General features: G+C 62.7%; 12 protein-coding genes. 8 read left to right on the top strand and 4 right to left on the bottom strand.

Annotated elements, in window-relative coordinates:
- Positions 1–16 precede the first annotated feature (16 nt).
- The 4 genes from fdhF (AFK63_RS09745) (at position 17) to fdhF (AFK63_RS09725) (ending at position 7,788) form a co-directional block, all read left to right on the top strand.
- Positions 17–2,167 (top strand): formate dehydrogenase subunit alpha, encoded by a 2,151-nt coding sequence (gene fdhF / locus AFK63_RS09745; RefSeq protein WP_038863234.1) that lies wholly within the window; start codon positions 17–19, stop codon positions 2,165–2,167.
- A 48-nt stretch (positions 2,168–2,215) separates the two neighbouring features.
- Positions 2,216–4,456, top strand: a complete 2,241-nt coding sequence (gene hypF, locus AFK63_RS09740; protein WP_038863254.1) for a carbamoyltransferase HypF — start codon at positions 2,216–2,218, stop codon at positions 4,454–4,456.
- Positions 4,450–5,472: a HoxN/HupN/NixA family nickel/cobalt transporter gene (locus tag AFK63_RS09735; protein WP_038863231.1), complete on the top strand. Its 1,023-nt coding sequence runs from the start codon at positions 4,450–4,452 to the stop codon at positions 5,470–5,472. The genes hypF and AFK63_RS09735 overlap by 7 nt, the downstream gene beginning before the upstream one ends.
- 168 nt (positions 5,473–5,640) lie before the next feature.
- On the top strand, positions 5,641–7,788 hold the full coding sequence (gene fdhF / locus AFK63_RS09725) for a formate dehydrogenase subunit alpha (protein ID WP_081642073.1): 2,148 nt from the start codon (positions 5,641–5,643) through the stop codon (positions 7,786–7,788).
- 60 nt (positions 7,789–7,848) lie between these two features.
- On the opposite strand, the gene AFK63_RS09720 is transcribed toward fdhF (AFK63_RS09725), so the two are convergent.
- Positions 7,849–8,763: a LysR family transcriptional regulator gene (locus AFK63_RS09720; RefSeq protein ID WP_038863228.1), complete on the bottom strand. Its 915-nt coding sequence runs from the start codon at positions 8,761–8,763 to the stop codon at positions 7,849–7,851.
- 128 nt (positions 8,764–8,891) lie between these two features.
- On the opposite strand from AFK63_RS09720, the gene AFK63_RS09715 reads away from it, so the two are divergent.
- Together AFK63_RS09715 and AFK63_RS09710 are read left to right on the top strand one after the other, a co-directional pair.
- Complete coding sequence (locus AFK63_RS09715; RefSeq protein ID WP_053531568.1) at positions 8,892–10,274, top strand: MFS transporter; 1,383 nt, start codon at positions 8,892–8,894, stop codon at positions 10,272–10,274.
- A gap of 97 nt (positions 10,275–10,371) precedes the next feature.
- The gene (locus tag AFK63_RS09710; RefSeq protein ID WP_038863227.1) at positions 10,372–10,590 is read left to right on the top strand and encodes a hypothetical protein; all 219 of its coding nucleotides are present in this window, start codon (positions 10,372–10,374) and stop codon (positions 10,588–10,590) included.
- Positions 10,591–10,635: 45 nt separating this feature from the next.
- Here AFK63_RS09710 and iraP read toward each other — a convergent pair whose 3' ends face one another.
- Positions 10,636–10,980, bottom strand: coding sequence for an anti-adapter protein IraP (gene iraP, locus AFK63_RS09705; RefSeq protein ID WP_038863226.1), 345 nt, complete (start codon positions 10,978–10,980; stop codon positions 10,636–10,638).
- 326 nt (positions 10,981–11,306) lie between these two features.
- On the opposite strand from iraP, the gene AFK63_RS09700 reads away from it, so the two are divergent.
- On the top strand, positions 11,307–11,723 hold the full coding sequence (locus AFK63_RS09700) for a GFA family protein (RefSeq protein WP_038863225.1): 417 nt from the start codon (positions 11,307–11,309) through the stop codon (positions 11,721–11,723).
- A 24-nt stretch (positions 11,724–11,747) separates the two neighbouring features.
- On the opposite strand, the gene AFK63_RS09695 is transcribed toward AFK63_RS09700, so the two are convergent.
- Positions 11,748–12,593, bottom strand: coding sequence for an MBL fold metallo-hydrolase (locus AFK63_RS09695; RefSeq protein ID WP_038863224.1), 846 nt, complete (start codon positions 12,591–12,593; stop codon positions 11,748–11,750).
- A gap of 138 nt (positions 12,594–12,731) precedes the next feature.
- On the opposite strand from AFK63_RS09695, the gene AFK63_RS09690 reads away from it, so the two are divergent.
- Positions 12,732–13,619, top strand: a complete 888-nt coding sequence (locus tag AFK63_RS09690) for a LysR substrate-binding domain-containing protein (RefSeq protein WP_038863223.1) — start codon at positions 12,732–12,734, stop codon at positions 13,617–13,619.
- Between the two features lie 76 nt (positions 13,620–13,695).
- Here AFK63_RS09690 and betA read toward each other — a convergent pair whose 3' ends face one another.
- A complete protein-coding gene (betA, locus tag AFK63_RS09685) occupies positions 13,696–15,375 on the bottom strand; it encodes a choline dehydrogenase (protein ID WP_038863220.1) in 1,680 nt (559 codons plus the stop codon).
- Positions 15,376–15,388: the final 13 nt, after the last annotated feature.

The following is a 15,388-nucleotide window of genomic DNA, read 5'->3' as shown; positions in this document are numbered from 1 at the left end:
AACAGGTCTGTTACTGATGAAAAAAATCACCAGCGTCTGTCCGTACTGCGGTGCGGGCTGCAAACTCAAGCTCGTCGTGGATAACAACAAAATCATTCGCGCCGAGGCGGCCGAAGGCGTCACCAACCAGAACCAGCTCTGCCTGAAAGGCTACTACGGCTGGGATTTCCTCAATGATACCCAGCTTCTGACGCCGCGCCTCACCCAGCCGATGATCCGCTACGAAAAAGGCGGCGCGTTGAAGGCCGTCTCCTGGGAAGAGGCCATTCGCTACACCGCAGAGCGTCTGTCGGCCATCAAAGAGCAGTATGGCCCACGCGCCATCATGACCACCGGCTCCTCGCGCGGCACGGGCAACGAAACCAACTATGTAATGCAGAAATTCGCCCGCGCGGTCATCAACACCAATAACGTTGACTGCTGCGCCCGCGTCTGCCACGGGCCGTCGGTCGCAGGCCTTCAGCAGACGCTCGGCAACGGCGCGATGAGCAACTCCATCGGCGATATCGAACACTCCAGATGCCTGCTGGTTTTCGGTTATAACTGCGCCGATTCGCACCCGATCGTGGCGCGCCGCGTACTAAAAGCCAAAGAAAACGGCGCGAAAATTATCGTCTGCGACCCGCGTAAAATCGAGACCGCGCGTATCGCCGATCAGCATCTGCAACTCAACAACGGTTGCAACATGGCGCTGGTGAACGCCTTCGGCTATGTGCTGCTGGAAGAGGGGCTGTATGACAAAGAGTACGTGGCGCGCTATACCGAGGGGCTGGAGGCCTACCGCGAGACCGTGAAAAATTACGCGCCGGAAGCGGTCGAGCACCTGACCGGCGTCAGCGCGCAGCAAATTCGCCAGGCGATGCGCACATTTGCCGCCGCGCCGTCCGCCACCATTATGTGGGGCATGGGCGTCACGCAGTTCGGCCAGGCGGTGGACGTGGTGAAAGGGCTTTCAAGCCTTGCGCTGCTCACCGGCAATCTGGGGCGCGAGCATGTGGGCGTCGGCCCGGTACGTGGGCAGAATAACGTGCAGGGCGCGTGCGACATGGGCGTGCTGCCGAATCAGTTCCCCGGTTATCAGGATGTCGAAGATGCGGCGGTGCGCGAAAAATTCGCCCGCGCCTGGGGCATCGACCCGGCGGTGATGGACGACAAAATCGGCGTGCGCATCACCGAGGTGCCGCACCTGGCGCTTGAGGGCAAAGTCAAAGCCTATTACATCATGGGGGAGGATCCGCTCCAGACCGAAGCCGACCTGGGCCTGGTGCGTCAGGGTTTCGGGGCGCTTGATTTCGTGGTGGTGCAGGACATCTTTATGACCAAAACCGCCGAAGTGGCGGACGTGCTGCTGCCCGCCACTTCCTGGGGTGAGCACGGCGGCGTTTTCACCTGCGCCGACCGCGGCTTCCAGCGTTTTGAAGCGGCGGTAGCGCCGAAATATAACGTCAAACGCGACTGGGAAATCATCAGCCTTATCGCCACCGCCATGGGCTACCCGATGCATTACGACAACAACCAGCAGATCTGGGACGAAATGCGCGAGCTCTGCCCGCTGTTCTACGGCGTGACGTATCAGAAAATGGGCGACATGGGCCATGTGCAGTGGCCGTGTCCGACGCTCGATCACCCGGGCACCCCGTACCTCTACGCCGGCAATCGTTTCGACACGCCGAGCGGCAAAGGCCAGCTCTTTGCCGCGCCCTGGCGCGCGCCGGCGGAACAGCCGGACGCCGATTATCCGCTGGTGCTCTGCACCGTGCGCGAAGTGGGGCACTACTCCTGCCGCTCGATGACCGGCAACTGCGCGGCGTTGCAGACGCTCGCCGACGAGCCGGGCCGGGTGCAGATGCACCCGCAGGACGCTGCGCGGCTTAACGTGCGCGACGGCCAGCTGGTGTGGGTTAACTCTCGCCGTGGCCGCGTCATCAGCCGTGCCGATGTTAACGAGCGCATCAATCCCGGCGCGGTTTACATGACCTACCAGTGGTGGATAGGCGCCTGTAACGAACTCACCCAGGACAATCTCGACCCGGTCTCCAAAACCCCGGAAACCAAATATTGTGCGGTGAATGTAGAGGCGATTGCCGATCAGCGCGACGCCGAAACCTATGTCCAGACCACCTATACCCGCATGAAGACGCGCCTGCGCGACGCCGCGATGGTATAGCTCAACCGGCGCGGGCGCAGGCTCGCGCTTTCTGATACGACCATGAACCTGAACGGTACGATTTTACGCATCCAGGGCCGGGTGCAGGGGGTAGGATTTCGCCCCTTCGTCTGGCAACTGGCGCAGCAGTTAACGCTCGCGGGCGACGTCTGTAACGACGGCGCAGGCGTGGAAGTGCGCCTTACGCGCGGCGAAGGGGCGTTTATCGCCGCGCTCTGGCAGCACTGTCCACCGCTTGCGCGGATAGACAGCGTCAGCGCCGCGCCGTTTCGCTGGCCCGCGCTGCCGCAGACGTTTTCCATTCGGGAAAGCGGCGGCGGGGCGATGCGCACACAAATTACCCCGGACGCCGCGACCTGTCCGCAATGCCTGCGCGAACTCAACAATCCGGCGGACAGTCGCTGGCGCTATCCGTTTATCAACTGCACCCACTGCGGCCCGCGCTTCACCATTATTCACGCGATGCCCTATGACCGGCCCAATACGGCGATGGCGGGCTTTCCGCTCTGCGCGCGCTGTGCCGCGCAATACCGCGACCCGGCCGACCGACGTTTTCACGCGCAGCCCGTGGCATGCCCGGAATGCGGCCCGCAGCTTAGCTGGATAAGCGGCGATCAACACGCCGAAAAAGAGGCCGCCCTCCAGGCCGCGATTGCCGCGCTAAAGGCCGGGCAGATAGTGGCCATTAAAGGCCTTGGCGGGTTTCATCTCGCCTGCGACGCGCAAAACCCGCAGGCGGTGGCGCGCCTGCGCGCGCGCAAACAGCGTCCTGCCAAACCGCTGGCGGTCATGCTGCCGGTAGAGACCCGTCTTGCGGATAACGTCCGCGCGCGGCTTGCGACGCCCGCCGCGCCGATTGTGCTGGTGGATAATGCCCGTCTGCCGCCGCTGTGCGATCTTATCGCGCCGGGGCTTAACGAAACGGGCGTCATGCTGCCCGCGAACCCGCTGCAACACCTGCTGATGCAGGGCGTCGACCGCCCGCTGGTGATGACCTCCGGCAACCGCAGCGGCGAGCCGCCTGCGCTCACCAACGCGCAGGCGCTCGCGCAGCTCGGAGAAATCGCCGACGGCTTTTTGCTGCATAACCGCGATATTTTGCAGCGCATGGATGATTCCGTGATGCGTCCTGGCGGCGAGATGCTGCGCCGGGCGCGGGGTTTCGTGCCGGATGCCCTCCCGCTGCCGCCGGGCGGTGCGCCGGTGCCCGCCACGCTCTGTCTGGGGGCCGACCTGAAAAACACCTTTTGCCTGGCGCGGGGCGGCGAAGCGGTGTTGAGCCAGCATCTGGGCACTCTCAGCGACACGAAAACCGAAGCGCAATGGCGTCAGGCGCTGGCGCTGTTTTGCGAGATTTATGACTTTCACCCGCAGCAGGTCGTGGTGGACGCGCATCCTGGTTACCGCACGACCGCGCTCGGCGAGGCGATGGGGCTGCCGGTGCTTCGTGTGCTGCATCATCACGCGCATATCGCCGCGTGTCTGGCGGAGCACCGCTGGCCGCGCGACGGCGGGCCGGTGATTGCGCTGGCGCTCGACGGCATCGGCATGGGCGAGCAGGGGGCGTTGTGGGGCGGCGAATGCCTGCTGGTGGATTACCGTCGCTGCGAGCGGCTCGGCGGGCTGCCAGCCGTGGCGCTGCCAGGCGGCGACCTGGCGGCGCGACAGCCGTGGCGTAACTGGCTGGCGCAGTGGCAGGCGTTCGTGCCCGACTGGCAGACGCGTCCTGAGGCCGCAGGGCTTCTCGATAAGCCCTGGCAGCCGCTCGTGCGCGCAGTAGAGCGGGGCATCAATGCGCCGCGGGCGTCTTCCACCGGCCGTCTTTTCGACGCGGTCGCCGCCATGCTCGGCGTGGCGCCGGACAGACAAAGCTACGAAGGCGAGGCGGCCTGCCGTCTTGAAGCGCTGGCGCGCCGTCATGGCCCGGTCGCTCATTCTGTGACGTTGTCACTTAAGGCGGGCGAATTTGATATGGCCGCCTTCTGGGCGAGCCTGCTGGCGTGTGATGCCCCGCCCGCGGCGCGCGCCTGGGCTTTTCACGACGCGCTCGCCTGCGGGCTGGCGGCGCTGGCGCGCCTGCACGGCCACGCGCGCGGCATCGGCACCATCGCCTGCGGCGGCGGGGTGCTGCATAACCGGCTGCTGCGCGAACGGCTGGCGTTTTACCTTCACGATTTCCGGCTGCTGCTGCCGCGGTCGTTGCCCGCAGGCGATGGCGCGGTGGCGTTCGGCCAGGCGGCAGTCGCCGCCGCGACGTTTTCATCACTTACAGGAATGTTGTCATGCTGACTCAATTGCTTCGTCTTCCCCCGCGCGCGCGGGCTCTGGTGGCCGCGCTTGGCCTCGCTAACCTGGCCGCCTGGTTCTGGGCGTTTTACGCTTTCCACAAGAGCCCCGCGCTGATGGCCGCGTGCCTGCTCGCCTGGGGCTACGGGCTGCGACACGCGGTCGACGCCGACCATATCGCCGCTATCGACACCGTCACGCGCAAAATGATGCAGCAGGGCAAGCGCCCGTTCGGCGTCGGCGCGTGGTTTTCGCTCGGCCATTCCAGCATCGTGGTGCTGGCGTCCGTCGCCATTGCCGCCACGGCGGCGGCGATCAAAGACGATATGGCCTGGTTTCACGAAGTGGGGGGTGTTATCGGCACTACCGTGTCGGCGGTGTTCCTGCTGGCGATGGCGCTGGTGAATCTGGTTATCCTGCGCGGCATCTGGCAGAGCTTCAACAGGCTCAAACGCGGCGAGCCGGTCACTGAGAATGCCGACGCGTTCACCGCTGGCGGCCCGATGAGCTGGCTGTTTCGCGCGACGTTCCGGCTGGTGGGCAAGAGCTGGCATATGTACCTGGTCGGCTTTCTCTTTGGGCTTGGGTTTGATACCGCAACAGAAATTGGCGTGCTGGGGATCTCGGCGGCGGGTGCGTCAAACGGCATGTCGGTCTGGTCGATTCTGGTGTTCCCGGCGCTCTTCACCAGCGGAATGGCGCTTATCGACACGCTCGATAACATGGTGATGGTCGGCGCTTACGGCTGGGCCTTCAGTAAGCCGCAGCGTAAGCTCTACTACAACATGACCATTACCGGCACGTCGGTGGTGGTGGCGCTGGTAATAGGCGGGCTGGAAGCGCTGGGGCTGCTGATGGATAAACTGGGCCTCGCCGGCGGCATCTGGGATCTGGTCGCCGGGGTAAACGATAATCTTGGCAACGCCGGGTTTATCGTGGTTGGCCTGTTTATCGCCTGCTGGGGGCTTTCGCTTTTAAACTATCGCCGCAAAGGCTACGACGCGCTGCCCGCGCGTTAAGCCGCGCCGCGCCTTTCGTCACGACACTTCTGACGAAAGGCGCTCCCCTCGACACCGTTATCACACTTCCCCGCCAAACATTCCTTTTTCTGTCAGCATGTTAGCTCCTGGCACGGTTTCTGCATTATTAGCGCCACTATTTACGCAGTTCAACCGGGAGCAAGACCGATGAAAAAAGTCGTCACGGTATGCCCCTATTGCGCGTCGGGTTGCAAAATCAACCTGGTCGTCGATAACGGCAAAGTCGTTAAGGCGGAAGCGGCAATGGGCAAAACCAATCAGGGGGACTTATGCCTGAAAGGCTATTACGGCTGGGATTTTATTAATGATACCCAGATCCTCACGCCGCGCCTGAAAACGCCGATGATCCGTCGCGAACGGGGCGGCAGGCTGGAGGCGGTCTCGTGGGACGAGGCGCTCGATTATGTGGCGCAGCGCCTTGGCGCGATAAAAGCGAGCTATGGCCCGGACGCGATCATGACGACAGGCTCGTCACGCGGCACCGGCAATGAAACCAACTACGTGATGCAAAAATTTGCCCGCGCGGTTATCGGCACCAATAACGTCGATTGCTGCGCGCGCGTCTGACACGGCCCTTCGGTTGCAGGTCTGCACCAGTCGGTCGGTAATGGCGCCATGAGCAATTCCATCACGGGTATTGAAAATACCGATTTAGTCTTTGTCTTCGGGTATAACCCGGCGGATTCACATCCGATCGTCGCCAATCGGATCATTAAAGCGAAGAAAAACGGCGCGAAAATCATCGTCTGCGATCCGCGTAAAATCGAAACCGCGCGCATTGCGGATATGCATCTGGCGCTGAAAAACGGCTCTAACATCGCGCTTCTGAACGCGATGGGCCACGTCATTATCGAGGAAGATCTCTGGGACCACGCTTTTGTCAGCGCCCGTACCGAAGGCTTCGAGGAGTACCGCAAGATAGTCGAAGGCTATACGCCGGAGTCGGTGGAGGCGATAACTGGCGTCAGCGCGGCGGAGATCCGCCAGGCGGCGCGGCTCTACGCGCAGGCGAAGAGCGCGGCGATCCTCTGGGGCATGGGCGTCACCCAGTTTTACCAGGGAGTGGAGACCGTGCGTTCGCTCACGAGCCTGGCGTTGCTGACCGGCAACCTCGGCAAACCGAGCGCGGGCGTCAACCCGGTACGCGGGCAGAACAACGTGCAGGGCGCGTGCGATATGGGCGCGCTGCCGGACACCTACCCGGGCTATCAGTATGTGAACAACCCCGCGCACCGCGAAAAATTCGCCCGCGCCTGGGGCGTTGAGTCGCTGCCCGCGCATACCGGCTATCGCATCAGCGAGCTGCCGCACCGCGTGGCGCATGGCGAGGTGCGCGCCGCCTACATTATGGGCGAAGATCCGCTGCAGACCGATGCCGAGCTGTCGGCGGTGCGTCAGGCGTTTGCGAGCCTGGAGCTGGTTATCGTGCAGGATATCTTCATGACCAAAACCGCGGCGGCGGCGGATGTGATTTTACCGTCCACCTCGTGGGGCGAACATGAAGGGGTGTATACGGCGGCAGACCGCGGCTTCCAGCGCTTCTTCAAAGCGGTGGAGCCGAAGTGGGATCTGAAAACCGACTGGCAAATCATCAGCGCCATCGCCACCCGCATGGGCTACCCGATGCATTACGACAACACGCAGCAGATCTGGGATGAGCTGCGCGGGCTGTGCCCGGATTTTTACGGGGCTACCTACGAGAAAATGGGTGAGCTCGGCTACATCCAGTGGCCGTGTCGTGATGAATCGCAGGCCGATCAGGGCACCGATTATCTGTTTGAAAGCGAGTTTTCCACGCCGAACGGGCTTGGGCAGTTCTTTACCTGCGACTGGGCGCCGCCGCTGGATCGGGTGAATGACGACTATCCGCTGGTGCTCTCCACCGTGCGTGAAGTCGGGCATTACTCGTGCCGCTCGATGACCGGCAACTGCGCGGCGCTCGCCGCCCTTGCCGACGAACCAGGCTACGCGCAGATCAACACCGCTGACGCGAAGCGGCTCGGAATTGACGACGAGGCGCTGGTGTGGGTGGTGTCACGCAAGGGGAAAGTCATCACCCGCGCGCAGGTAAGCGACAGGCCGAACCGGGGCGCGGTTTATATGACGTATCAGTGGTGGATCGGCGCGTGTAACGAGCTGGTGGCGGAAAATTTAAGCCCCATCACCAAAACGCCGGAGTACAAATACTGCGCCGTGCGCGTCGAGCCGATTCGCGATCAGCGGGCCGCCGAGCAGTATGTGATTGATGAGTACAACGCGCTGAAAGCCCGGCTGCGGGAATCCGCAAAGGGGTAACCGTGCCGTAAATCCATCCGCGCCATCAATCCCCCGCAAGGGGGATTTTTTTCGCCGCTCTTAGCCCTCAGGCATCAGCGCGCGGCATTCGCCGAGCACAAACTGGCGCAGCCAGCGGTGCGCCGGGTCGGCCTCTGAGCGCGGGTGCCACATCTGCGATACCGTAATGGGGCGGGTCGCCACCGGCAGTTCAAACCACGCGATACCGGGTGCGGGCGGCAGGTTTATCAGAAACGACGCGGGCACCAGCGCCACCAGATCGCTTGCGCGCGCGACCGCCAGCGCCGCCGGAAAGCCCGGCACCACGGCGGCGACCGTGCGCGTAAGGCCGAGCGCCGCCAGCCCCTCATCCACCGGCCCGGTGAGCAGGCCGCGCCGCGAGGCCACCACATGCGGCCAGGCGACATACTCCTGCGGCGTCACGCCAGCGCGCGCCGCCAGCGGATGCGTCTCTCTCACCACGCCCACAAAACGGTCCTGGAACAGCCGTTGCAGCCTGATTTCCGGGCCCATCTCGCCCGGCACGCCGATTTCCAGATCCGCATCGCCTTCGCGCAGTGGCCGGTCGGTTTTAACGGGCTTCGGCGCAAAACGCAGGCGCACGCCGGGCGCAGCGCTGGCGGCGCGGGCGATAAGGCGCGGGCCGAACGCCTCCACAAACCCGTCGTTGGCGCGAAGCGTAAACGTCTGCTGATGGGTGGCGATATTGAATGCCTGCGGCGCGGGGCGTAGCACGGCGCGGGCGGCAAATACTGCGCTCTGCGTACGCTCGCGGATAGCGTGCGCGTATGGCGTAAGCACCATCTGGCGGCCGGCGCGCACCAGCAGCGGATCGCCAGTGGCCTCACGCAGACGGCCCAGCGTGCGGCTCATCGCCGAGGCGCTTAATCCGAGTCGCCGCGCCGCCGCCGCTACGCTTTTCTCGGCCAGTAATACATCCAGCGCGAACAACAGGTTCAGATCCGGCTCATTCATTATTCAGGCTCCGGGGAACGCCATAAGATAAGGCGTTTCATGCAGGTTTATAGTGCAATCGTTGCGTCTTCCGCCTTGTATCGCCTGAAAGTAGAGTTAACGCAAGCACACTTTTTCCTGAGGTTATGATGACACTGTTTTCCAGCCTACCCGGCGATGAAGGGCTGCCGGGGCGCGAGCGGGCGCTCGCGATGGTCGCGGTGATGACCAGCACGACGATGGCCGTGTTTGACGGCGCGATGGTAAATATCGCGCTGCCGGATATTGCCCGTGAATTACAGGTGAGCGCTGCGGATGCCGTCTGGGTGGCGAACGGCTATCTGCTGGCCGCCGCCATGACGCTCGCGATTTTCGCGGCGCTGGCAGGAAGGCTTGGCTTTCGCACGCTATTTGCCGCAGGCGTGGGGCTTTTTACACTGGCGTCGCTCGGCTGCGCGCTGGCCGATTCGCTCTCATGGCTGGTGGCGATGCGGTTTTTACAGGGCATTGGCGGTGCGGCGACGCTCAGCATCGCGCCGGCTATCCTGCGTACCGTTTTTCCCAACCGGCTGCTGGGGCGCATTCTCGGGATGAACGCGCTGCTTATCGCCACCAGCACGGCGGTGGCGCCGGTACTCGGCGGCGCGCTGCTGGCCTGGCTCGGCTGGCCGTGGCTGTTTGCGATTAATCTCGCGCCAGGGGCGCTCGCGCTGTGGCTGACGCTGCGCACGCTCCCGCAGGCGCGTCGCCCGGCTCACGGGCCGTTTGACGTTCCGGGCGCGCTGCTCTCGGCGCTGATGCTGGGGGCGGTGGTGATGGCGCCGGACGCCGTATCGTTGCATGCCATGTTTGGCTTCGGCGCGCTGGCGGCGCTGTCGGGCGCCGCGCTGGTCTGGCGTCTCAGACGCGCACCGGAGCCGCTTCTGCCGCCGCAGCTCTTTGCCAGCCCCCGTTTTACCCTGGCCGCGCTTACTTCGCTGGCGTCGTTTATCAGCCAGGGAATGACCTTTGTGGCGCTGCCGTTTCTGTTTCAGAGCGTGTATGGCTACAGCGCGCTGAACGCGGCGCTGCTTTTCACCGCCTGGCCGGTGGGCATTATGCTGGTCGCCCCCTGTGCCGGACGCCTTGCCGACCGCCACGCGCCGGCGCTTATCGCAACCGCCGGGCTTGCAGTGTTCGTGGCGGGCCTCGTGGCGCTGGCGCTGTTGCCCGCGCAGGCGAGCGCAGGGGATATCAGCCTGCGCGGATTGCTGTGCGGCCTGGGCTTTGGCGTTTTTCAAAGCCCGAATAACCGCGAAATGCTGGCGAATGCCTCGCGCGAGCACAGCGGCTATGCCTCCGGCGTGCTGGCGATTATGCGCACGTTCGGTCAGTGCGTGGGGGCGGCGTTGGTCGGGGTTATCCTGGCGCTCGGCGCGCCGTCTGAAGAGAGCCTGGCGCAGGCGTCTGGTGTGAGGCTCGCGCTGTGGGTCGCTGCCGCCGCGTCGCTGCTCGCGCTCGGCGTCAGCCTCAGCCGGCTGCGACGCGGCTGATCCGCCAATACCCGCGCCTGGCGGCGGGTTATAAAAACAGGCGCGCCGCTCTGGCGTGTGTTAAGGTCGTTTTCTAATCACTACAGAGGGCTAACGTATGCCAAAAAACGTCGTGGCAATTCTACCTGGCGGACAGGTTGAGCATGTGGCTGTTGCCGATGAGTTAGAAGTAATGCGCATTAGCGGTGAGAAGGGCGCCACGCTTGAGCTGCCGATTGAGAGCTATAAGCTGGATGGCGAAACGTATCTGGTGGCGCGGTTTTCCAGTCTGGTAAGCGAACAGGAGACCGAAAGCGCTATCCGTCAGTTTTATTAATTCCTCGCTACGGGGGCCTTGCCCCTGTAGCGGTTTATTCTCGCGTCAGAATCGTTTCTCGCTGGTGAGTGAGGATGAGAGTTTACGTAAGGCCTCGACATCCAGTTCCGGCTTCTCTTTATCCAGCACGCAGGCAATAGAAAGCAGTTCATTAAACTGGGTGAGTAATATTTCGGTATCCGATTTTAACGGATTATCTTCCGCATCCAGCGCCGCATTGATGGCTTTTTTAACGCCTTCAACCATCTCTTCCATACCGCCGTTTTTCCCGATAGTCATCAGCATGGCGCTTAACAGTAACGCCTGCGCTTCCACCTGGGCCGTCAGAATTTTCGCTTCCGCATCCATTTTCGAGATTTTGGCAATCATGCTGTAAATCACATTATTCATGAGACTTCCTCCTTTGCCCGACCAGCATATCAGTGGGGCAAATATGGACAATGTTGTGTAGTCTTAAATAAGCGCAGCGCGCCTGTAAAAGCCTGACGACGGCACTGGCCTGCGCGCGGCCGCGCGGCGAACAGCGGCTGGCCACGCGCAGGTAACAATATTTGTTATAAAATCGGCTACATAATATATACACGATAACCGTTCCCGGTGCCCGGGCCTGCACCGTTAAAACAGCGGGCTAAATCGCATAATTAACATTAAATGGCGCTGTGGGACGCAAGCGCAGACACATTCAAAATAATTATCCCGGCGAGGAGAGACAGGTAATGAATAAAATGAATGGCCAGTGCCATTGCGGCGCGGTGAAATTTACCGTGGGGTTAACGGACGGGCTGAATACCGCCCGGCGTTGCAATTGCTCTTATTGTCGAATGCGCGGCGCGGTAGTGGTTTCCGCGCCGCTCACCGGTATTACGGTGCTGGAGGGTAAGGAAAAACTGACGGAGTATCGCTTTAATACCCGCCAGGCGGCACACTATTTCTGCTCGGTTTGCGGCATATATACTTTCCATCAGCGGCGCTCCAACCCGGACCAGTATGGCGTGAATGTCGCGTGCCTCGAAGGTATATCCCCCTTTGACTTTCCTGAAATCACCGTGACCGAAGGCATCCATCATCCGAATGATGGCGGTGGCGGCGTAGCGGGCTATTTACGCTATACGCCTGCGAAACCGGGCGAGTAACAAACCTGGCGTCGCGTCAATCATTCAGCCTTCGGGATAGCCAATGCGGTAGCCGTCGTCTGACTCACGCACCCAGGCAAAGCCCTGGCGGCCAAGATGCATACCCGCCACCAGTAATTGCTCGCGGGCGGCCTGCGCCAGAAGGCGCTTGCGGGTGGCGGCGGCCTGCGCCGGATCGTGGTCAAAGACGATGGACACCTCCGGTCGCGCGGACTGGATATGCGGGAAATGCACGATATCGCCCCAGATAAGCAGGCGTTCTCCTTTTGAATCAATGCGAAACCCGGTATGGCCCGGCGTGTGTCCTGGCAGCCAGACCGGGCGAATACCGTCGGTGATGGCGGTATCGCCGGAGATAAAACGCAGACGCGGCGCATAACCATCCAGCGTGCGGCGGGCGAGCAGAATAGCGCGCTGTACTCGTTCGCTTGCGCCCTCAAGCCGCGCGTCGTCGCGCCAGAACGCCGCTTCCAGAGGATGCAGCCAGAGCGCGGCGCGCGGGTAGACCGGCGCGCCCTGGCTATCCAGCAGGCCGCCGAGATGATCGGGATGGCCGTGGGTCAGTAATATCGTATCCACCTCCTGCGGCGTCACGCCGAGTGTTCGCAGGGCAGCGAGCAGCTCCCCGCCCGCCTGGTTCAGCCCGCCGGTACCGGCGTCCACCAGCATCACGCGCCCCTGACCGCGGATCAGATAACCATTGATATGAATCTCGCCGGGCGCGGCGACCCCGGCGGTGCGCTGAAGCGCATCGGCCCCGGCGGTGGGGATGCCTGTTAACAGATCGAGACTGGCGGCCATGTTGCCGTCGCTGAGCGCGGTGACCTGGAAATCGCCAACCTGGCGTGAAGGAAAAGCGGGATGGTCCATAAAGCCCTCCTGGACGTGGTGCATATTGACATTTCGTCATGCTAAAGGCTGCCATCGCCCCGGCAAAGCGATACTATGGCACGCCTTAATGAGCTTTTGTCACTGACGGGCGCAAGCCCGTCCGCAGGAGGCGCCACGATGCGCAGAAAAATCCCCGGCAGCGCGTCGCTGCAGGCGTTCGAGGCGGCCGCGCGGCACGGTAATTTCGCCCGTGCCGCGCAGGAGCTTTCGCTGACGGAAGGCGCCATCAGCCGCCAGATAGCGAAGCTGGAAGCGCTGCTCGGCTGTCGGTTGTTCGACCGCGCCGGCAGCCGCGTCAGGCTGAATCCGGCCGGCGCGCGCTACGCCCACCGCGTGCGCGAAACGCTGGAGCGACTCGCTCGCGACACGCAATACCTGATGGGGTTGCCGGAGGGCGGCAGGAGCCTGGACATCGCCGCGCTGCCCACCTTCACCAGCCGCTGGCTTATCCCGCGGCTTGGGCGTTTTTACGCCCGACATCCTGACATCACGCTGAATATCGCCGCCCGAACCGAGCCGTTTATCCTGAACGGCAGCGGTTTTGACGCGGCCCTGCATTATGACAGCCCCGCCTGGGCCGGAATGCGCGTCACGAGGCTTTTTGAAGAGCGGCTGGTGCCGGTGTGCCACCCGGCGCTGCTGAGCGCAGGGGAGGAGGGGGAGCCGCTGAACCGACTGCCGCGCATCCACCGCCGCCAGAACCCTGACGCCTGGCTGCGATGGGCGCAGGAGACCGGTATGCATCTGGATAACCCGGCGCAGGGCGCGCGCTACGATCTGCATGAAATGGCGATTGCCGCTGCGCTTGCCGGTCAGGGTGTGGCGCTGGTACCGCGCGGGTATGTCGAAGATGAACTGGCGCGTGGCGCGCTGGTAGCGCCCTGGCCGGGGGCATCGACGCTCAGCAAAACGTTCTGTCTGGTAAAACCCGTGGAGAGCGGCGTTAACGATGCGGCGCTGGCTGCGTTTGAGGTATGGTTACAGGACGACATTCAGACGGAATAAGCATCAACAGGGCGGCCAGTAAGGCCGCGGAGAGAAACGCCGCCGGTACGTTGCGCTCACCGGCGGCGGTCAGGCGTTACGCGCGCAGCGGCTCGCCGCGCACCGGGCGATCGCCTGCGACGAAATAGCTCGCCGTGCTGCGCGGCAGCGGCGCGCGACCGCGAATGTTATCCGCAATCTTCTCGCCAATCATGATGGTGGTCGCGTTCAGGTTGCCGGTGATGATAAGCGGCATAATGGACGCATCCACCACCCGCAGCCCTTCCAGCCCGTGTACGCGACCTTCGCCATCCACCACGGCCATCTCATCGCTGCCCATTTTGCAGGTGCCGCAGGGGTGATAGGCGGTTTCCGCGTGGTTACGCACAAACTCATCAAGCTGTTCATCGGTCTGACAGTCGATGCCCGGACTGATCTCACGGCCACGGAATTTATCCAGCGCCGGCTGGTTGATTATCTGGCGCGTGATGCGAATCGCGTCGCGGAACTCCTGCCAGTCCTGCTCGTGCGACATGTAGTTGAACAGGATAGCCGGATGCTGGCGCGGATCGCGCGATTTAATGCGCACATGGCCGCGGCTCGGCGAGCGCATGGAGCCGACGTGGCACTGGAAACCGTGCGCTTCCACCGCATTGGAGCCGTTATAGTTAATCGCCACCGGCAGGAAGTGGTACTGAATATTCGGCCAGGCGAACTCCTCGCGGCTGCGGATAAAGCCGCCGCCCTCGAAGTGGTTGCTGGCCCCGATGCCGGTGCCGTTAAAGAGCCACTCCGCGCCGATTTTCGGCTGGTTCCACCATTTGAGCGCCGGGTAGAGCGACACCGGTTCTTTACATTCGTATTGCAGATACATCTCCAGGTGATCCTGAAGATTCTCGCCGACGCCCGGCAGATCGTGCACCACAGGAATATTAAACTGCTTCAGGAACGCGGCGTTGCCGACGCCCGAGCGCTGGAGGATCTGTGGCGAGGCGATGGCACCCGCGCAGAGCAGCACTTCACGGCGCGCGGTCGCTTTATGCGGCGCGTTGCTGGCCCCGTGGAGATACTCCACGCCCACGGCGCGTTTGTTGTCAAACAGAATGCGATCGGTCGTGGCGTGGGTAATGATTTTCAGGTTCGGACGCGGCTTCGCGGTGTCGAGATAGCCGCGCGCGGTGCTGGAGCGGCGGCCTTTCGGCGTCACGAAACGGTCCATCGGGCCAAACCCTTCCTGCTGATAGCCGTTCAGATCGTCGGTACGCGGATACCCCGCCTGCACGCCTGCTTCAATCATCGCCGCGAACAGCGGATTGTTGCCGGGTTTGCAGGTGGTGATGCTCACCGGGCCGTCGCCGCCGTGGTAATCGTTAGCGCCGATATCGCGCGTTTCCGATTTCCGGTAATAGGGCAGGCAGTCGAGATAAGTCCAGCGCTCAAGACCGGGCTGCTGCGCCCAGTTGTCGAGATCCATCGCGTTGCCGCGCACATAACACATGCCGTTAATCAGCGACGATCCGCCAAGCCCTTTACCGCGTCCGCACTCCATGCGGCGGTTATTCATGTATGGCTCAGGCTCAGTCTCATACGCCCAGTTGTAGCGTTTTCCCTGTAGCGGGTAAGCCAGCGCCGCCGGCATCTGGGTGCGGAAGTCAAAGCGGTAATCCGGGCCGCCCGCTTCCAGCAGTAATACGGTGACGTCACTGTCTTCGGTCAGTCTTGTTGCCAAAACATTCCCTGCGGATCCGGCTCCGATAATGATGTAATCAAATTCCATTAGTCGTTCCTCA

It is taken from the genome of Cronobacter muytjensii ATCC 51329, assembly GCF_001277195.1.
GTDB classification, from domain to species: domain Bacteria; phylum Pseudomonadota; class Gammaproteobacteria; order Enterobacterales; family Enterobacteriaceae; genus Cronobacter; species Cronobacter muytjensii.
Note: the sequence above shows the minus strand (reverse complement) of the source record. Positions and strands in the feature narration are given on the sequence as shown.

What these genes read in the sequence shown, in the direction of transcription:
- fdhF (WP_038863234.1), top strand. Translation starts at nt 17, where the DNA reads ATGAAAAAAATCACCAGCGTCTGTCCGTACTGCGGTGCGGGCTGCAAA.
- AFK63_RS09735 (WP_038863231.1), top strand. Translation starts at nt 4,450, where the DNA reads ATGCTGACTCAATTGCTTCGTCTTCCCCCGCGCGCGCGGGCTCTGGTG.
- AFK63_RS09720 (WP_038863228.1), bottom strand. Translation starts at nt 8,763, where the DNA reads ATGAATGAGCCGGATCTGAACCTGTTGTTCGCGCTGGATGTATTACTG.
- AFK63_RS09715 (WP_053531568.1), top strand. Translation starts at nt 8,892, where the DNA reads ATGACACTGTTTTCCAGCCTACCCGGCGATGAAGGGCTGCCGGGGCGC.
- AFK63_RS09710 (WP_038863227.1), top strand. Translation starts at nt 10,372, where the DNA reads ATGCCAAAAAACGTCGTGGCAATTCTACCTGGCGGACAGGTTGAGCAT.
- iraP (WP_038863226.1), bottom strand. Translation starts at nt 10,980, where the DNA reads ATGAATAATGTGATTTACAGCATGATTGCCAAAATCTCGAAAATGGAT.
- AFK63_RS09700 (WP_038863225.1), top strand. Translation starts at nt 11,307, where the DNA reads ATGAATAAAATGAATGGCCAGTGCCATTGCGGCGCGGTGAAATTTACC.
- AFK63_RS09695 (WP_038863224.1), bottom strand. Translation starts at nt 12,593, where the DNA reads ATGGACCATCCCGCTTTTCCTTCACGCCAGGTTGGCGATTTCCAGGTC.
- AFK63_RS09690 (WP_038863223.1), top strand. Translation starts at nt 12,732, where the DNA reads ATGCGCAGAAAAATCCCCGGCAGCGCGTCGCTGCAGGCGTTCGAGGCG.
- betA (WP_038863220.1), bottom strand. Translation starts at nt 15,375, where the DNA reads ATGGAATTTGATTACATCATTATCGGAGCCGGATCCGCAGGGAATGTT.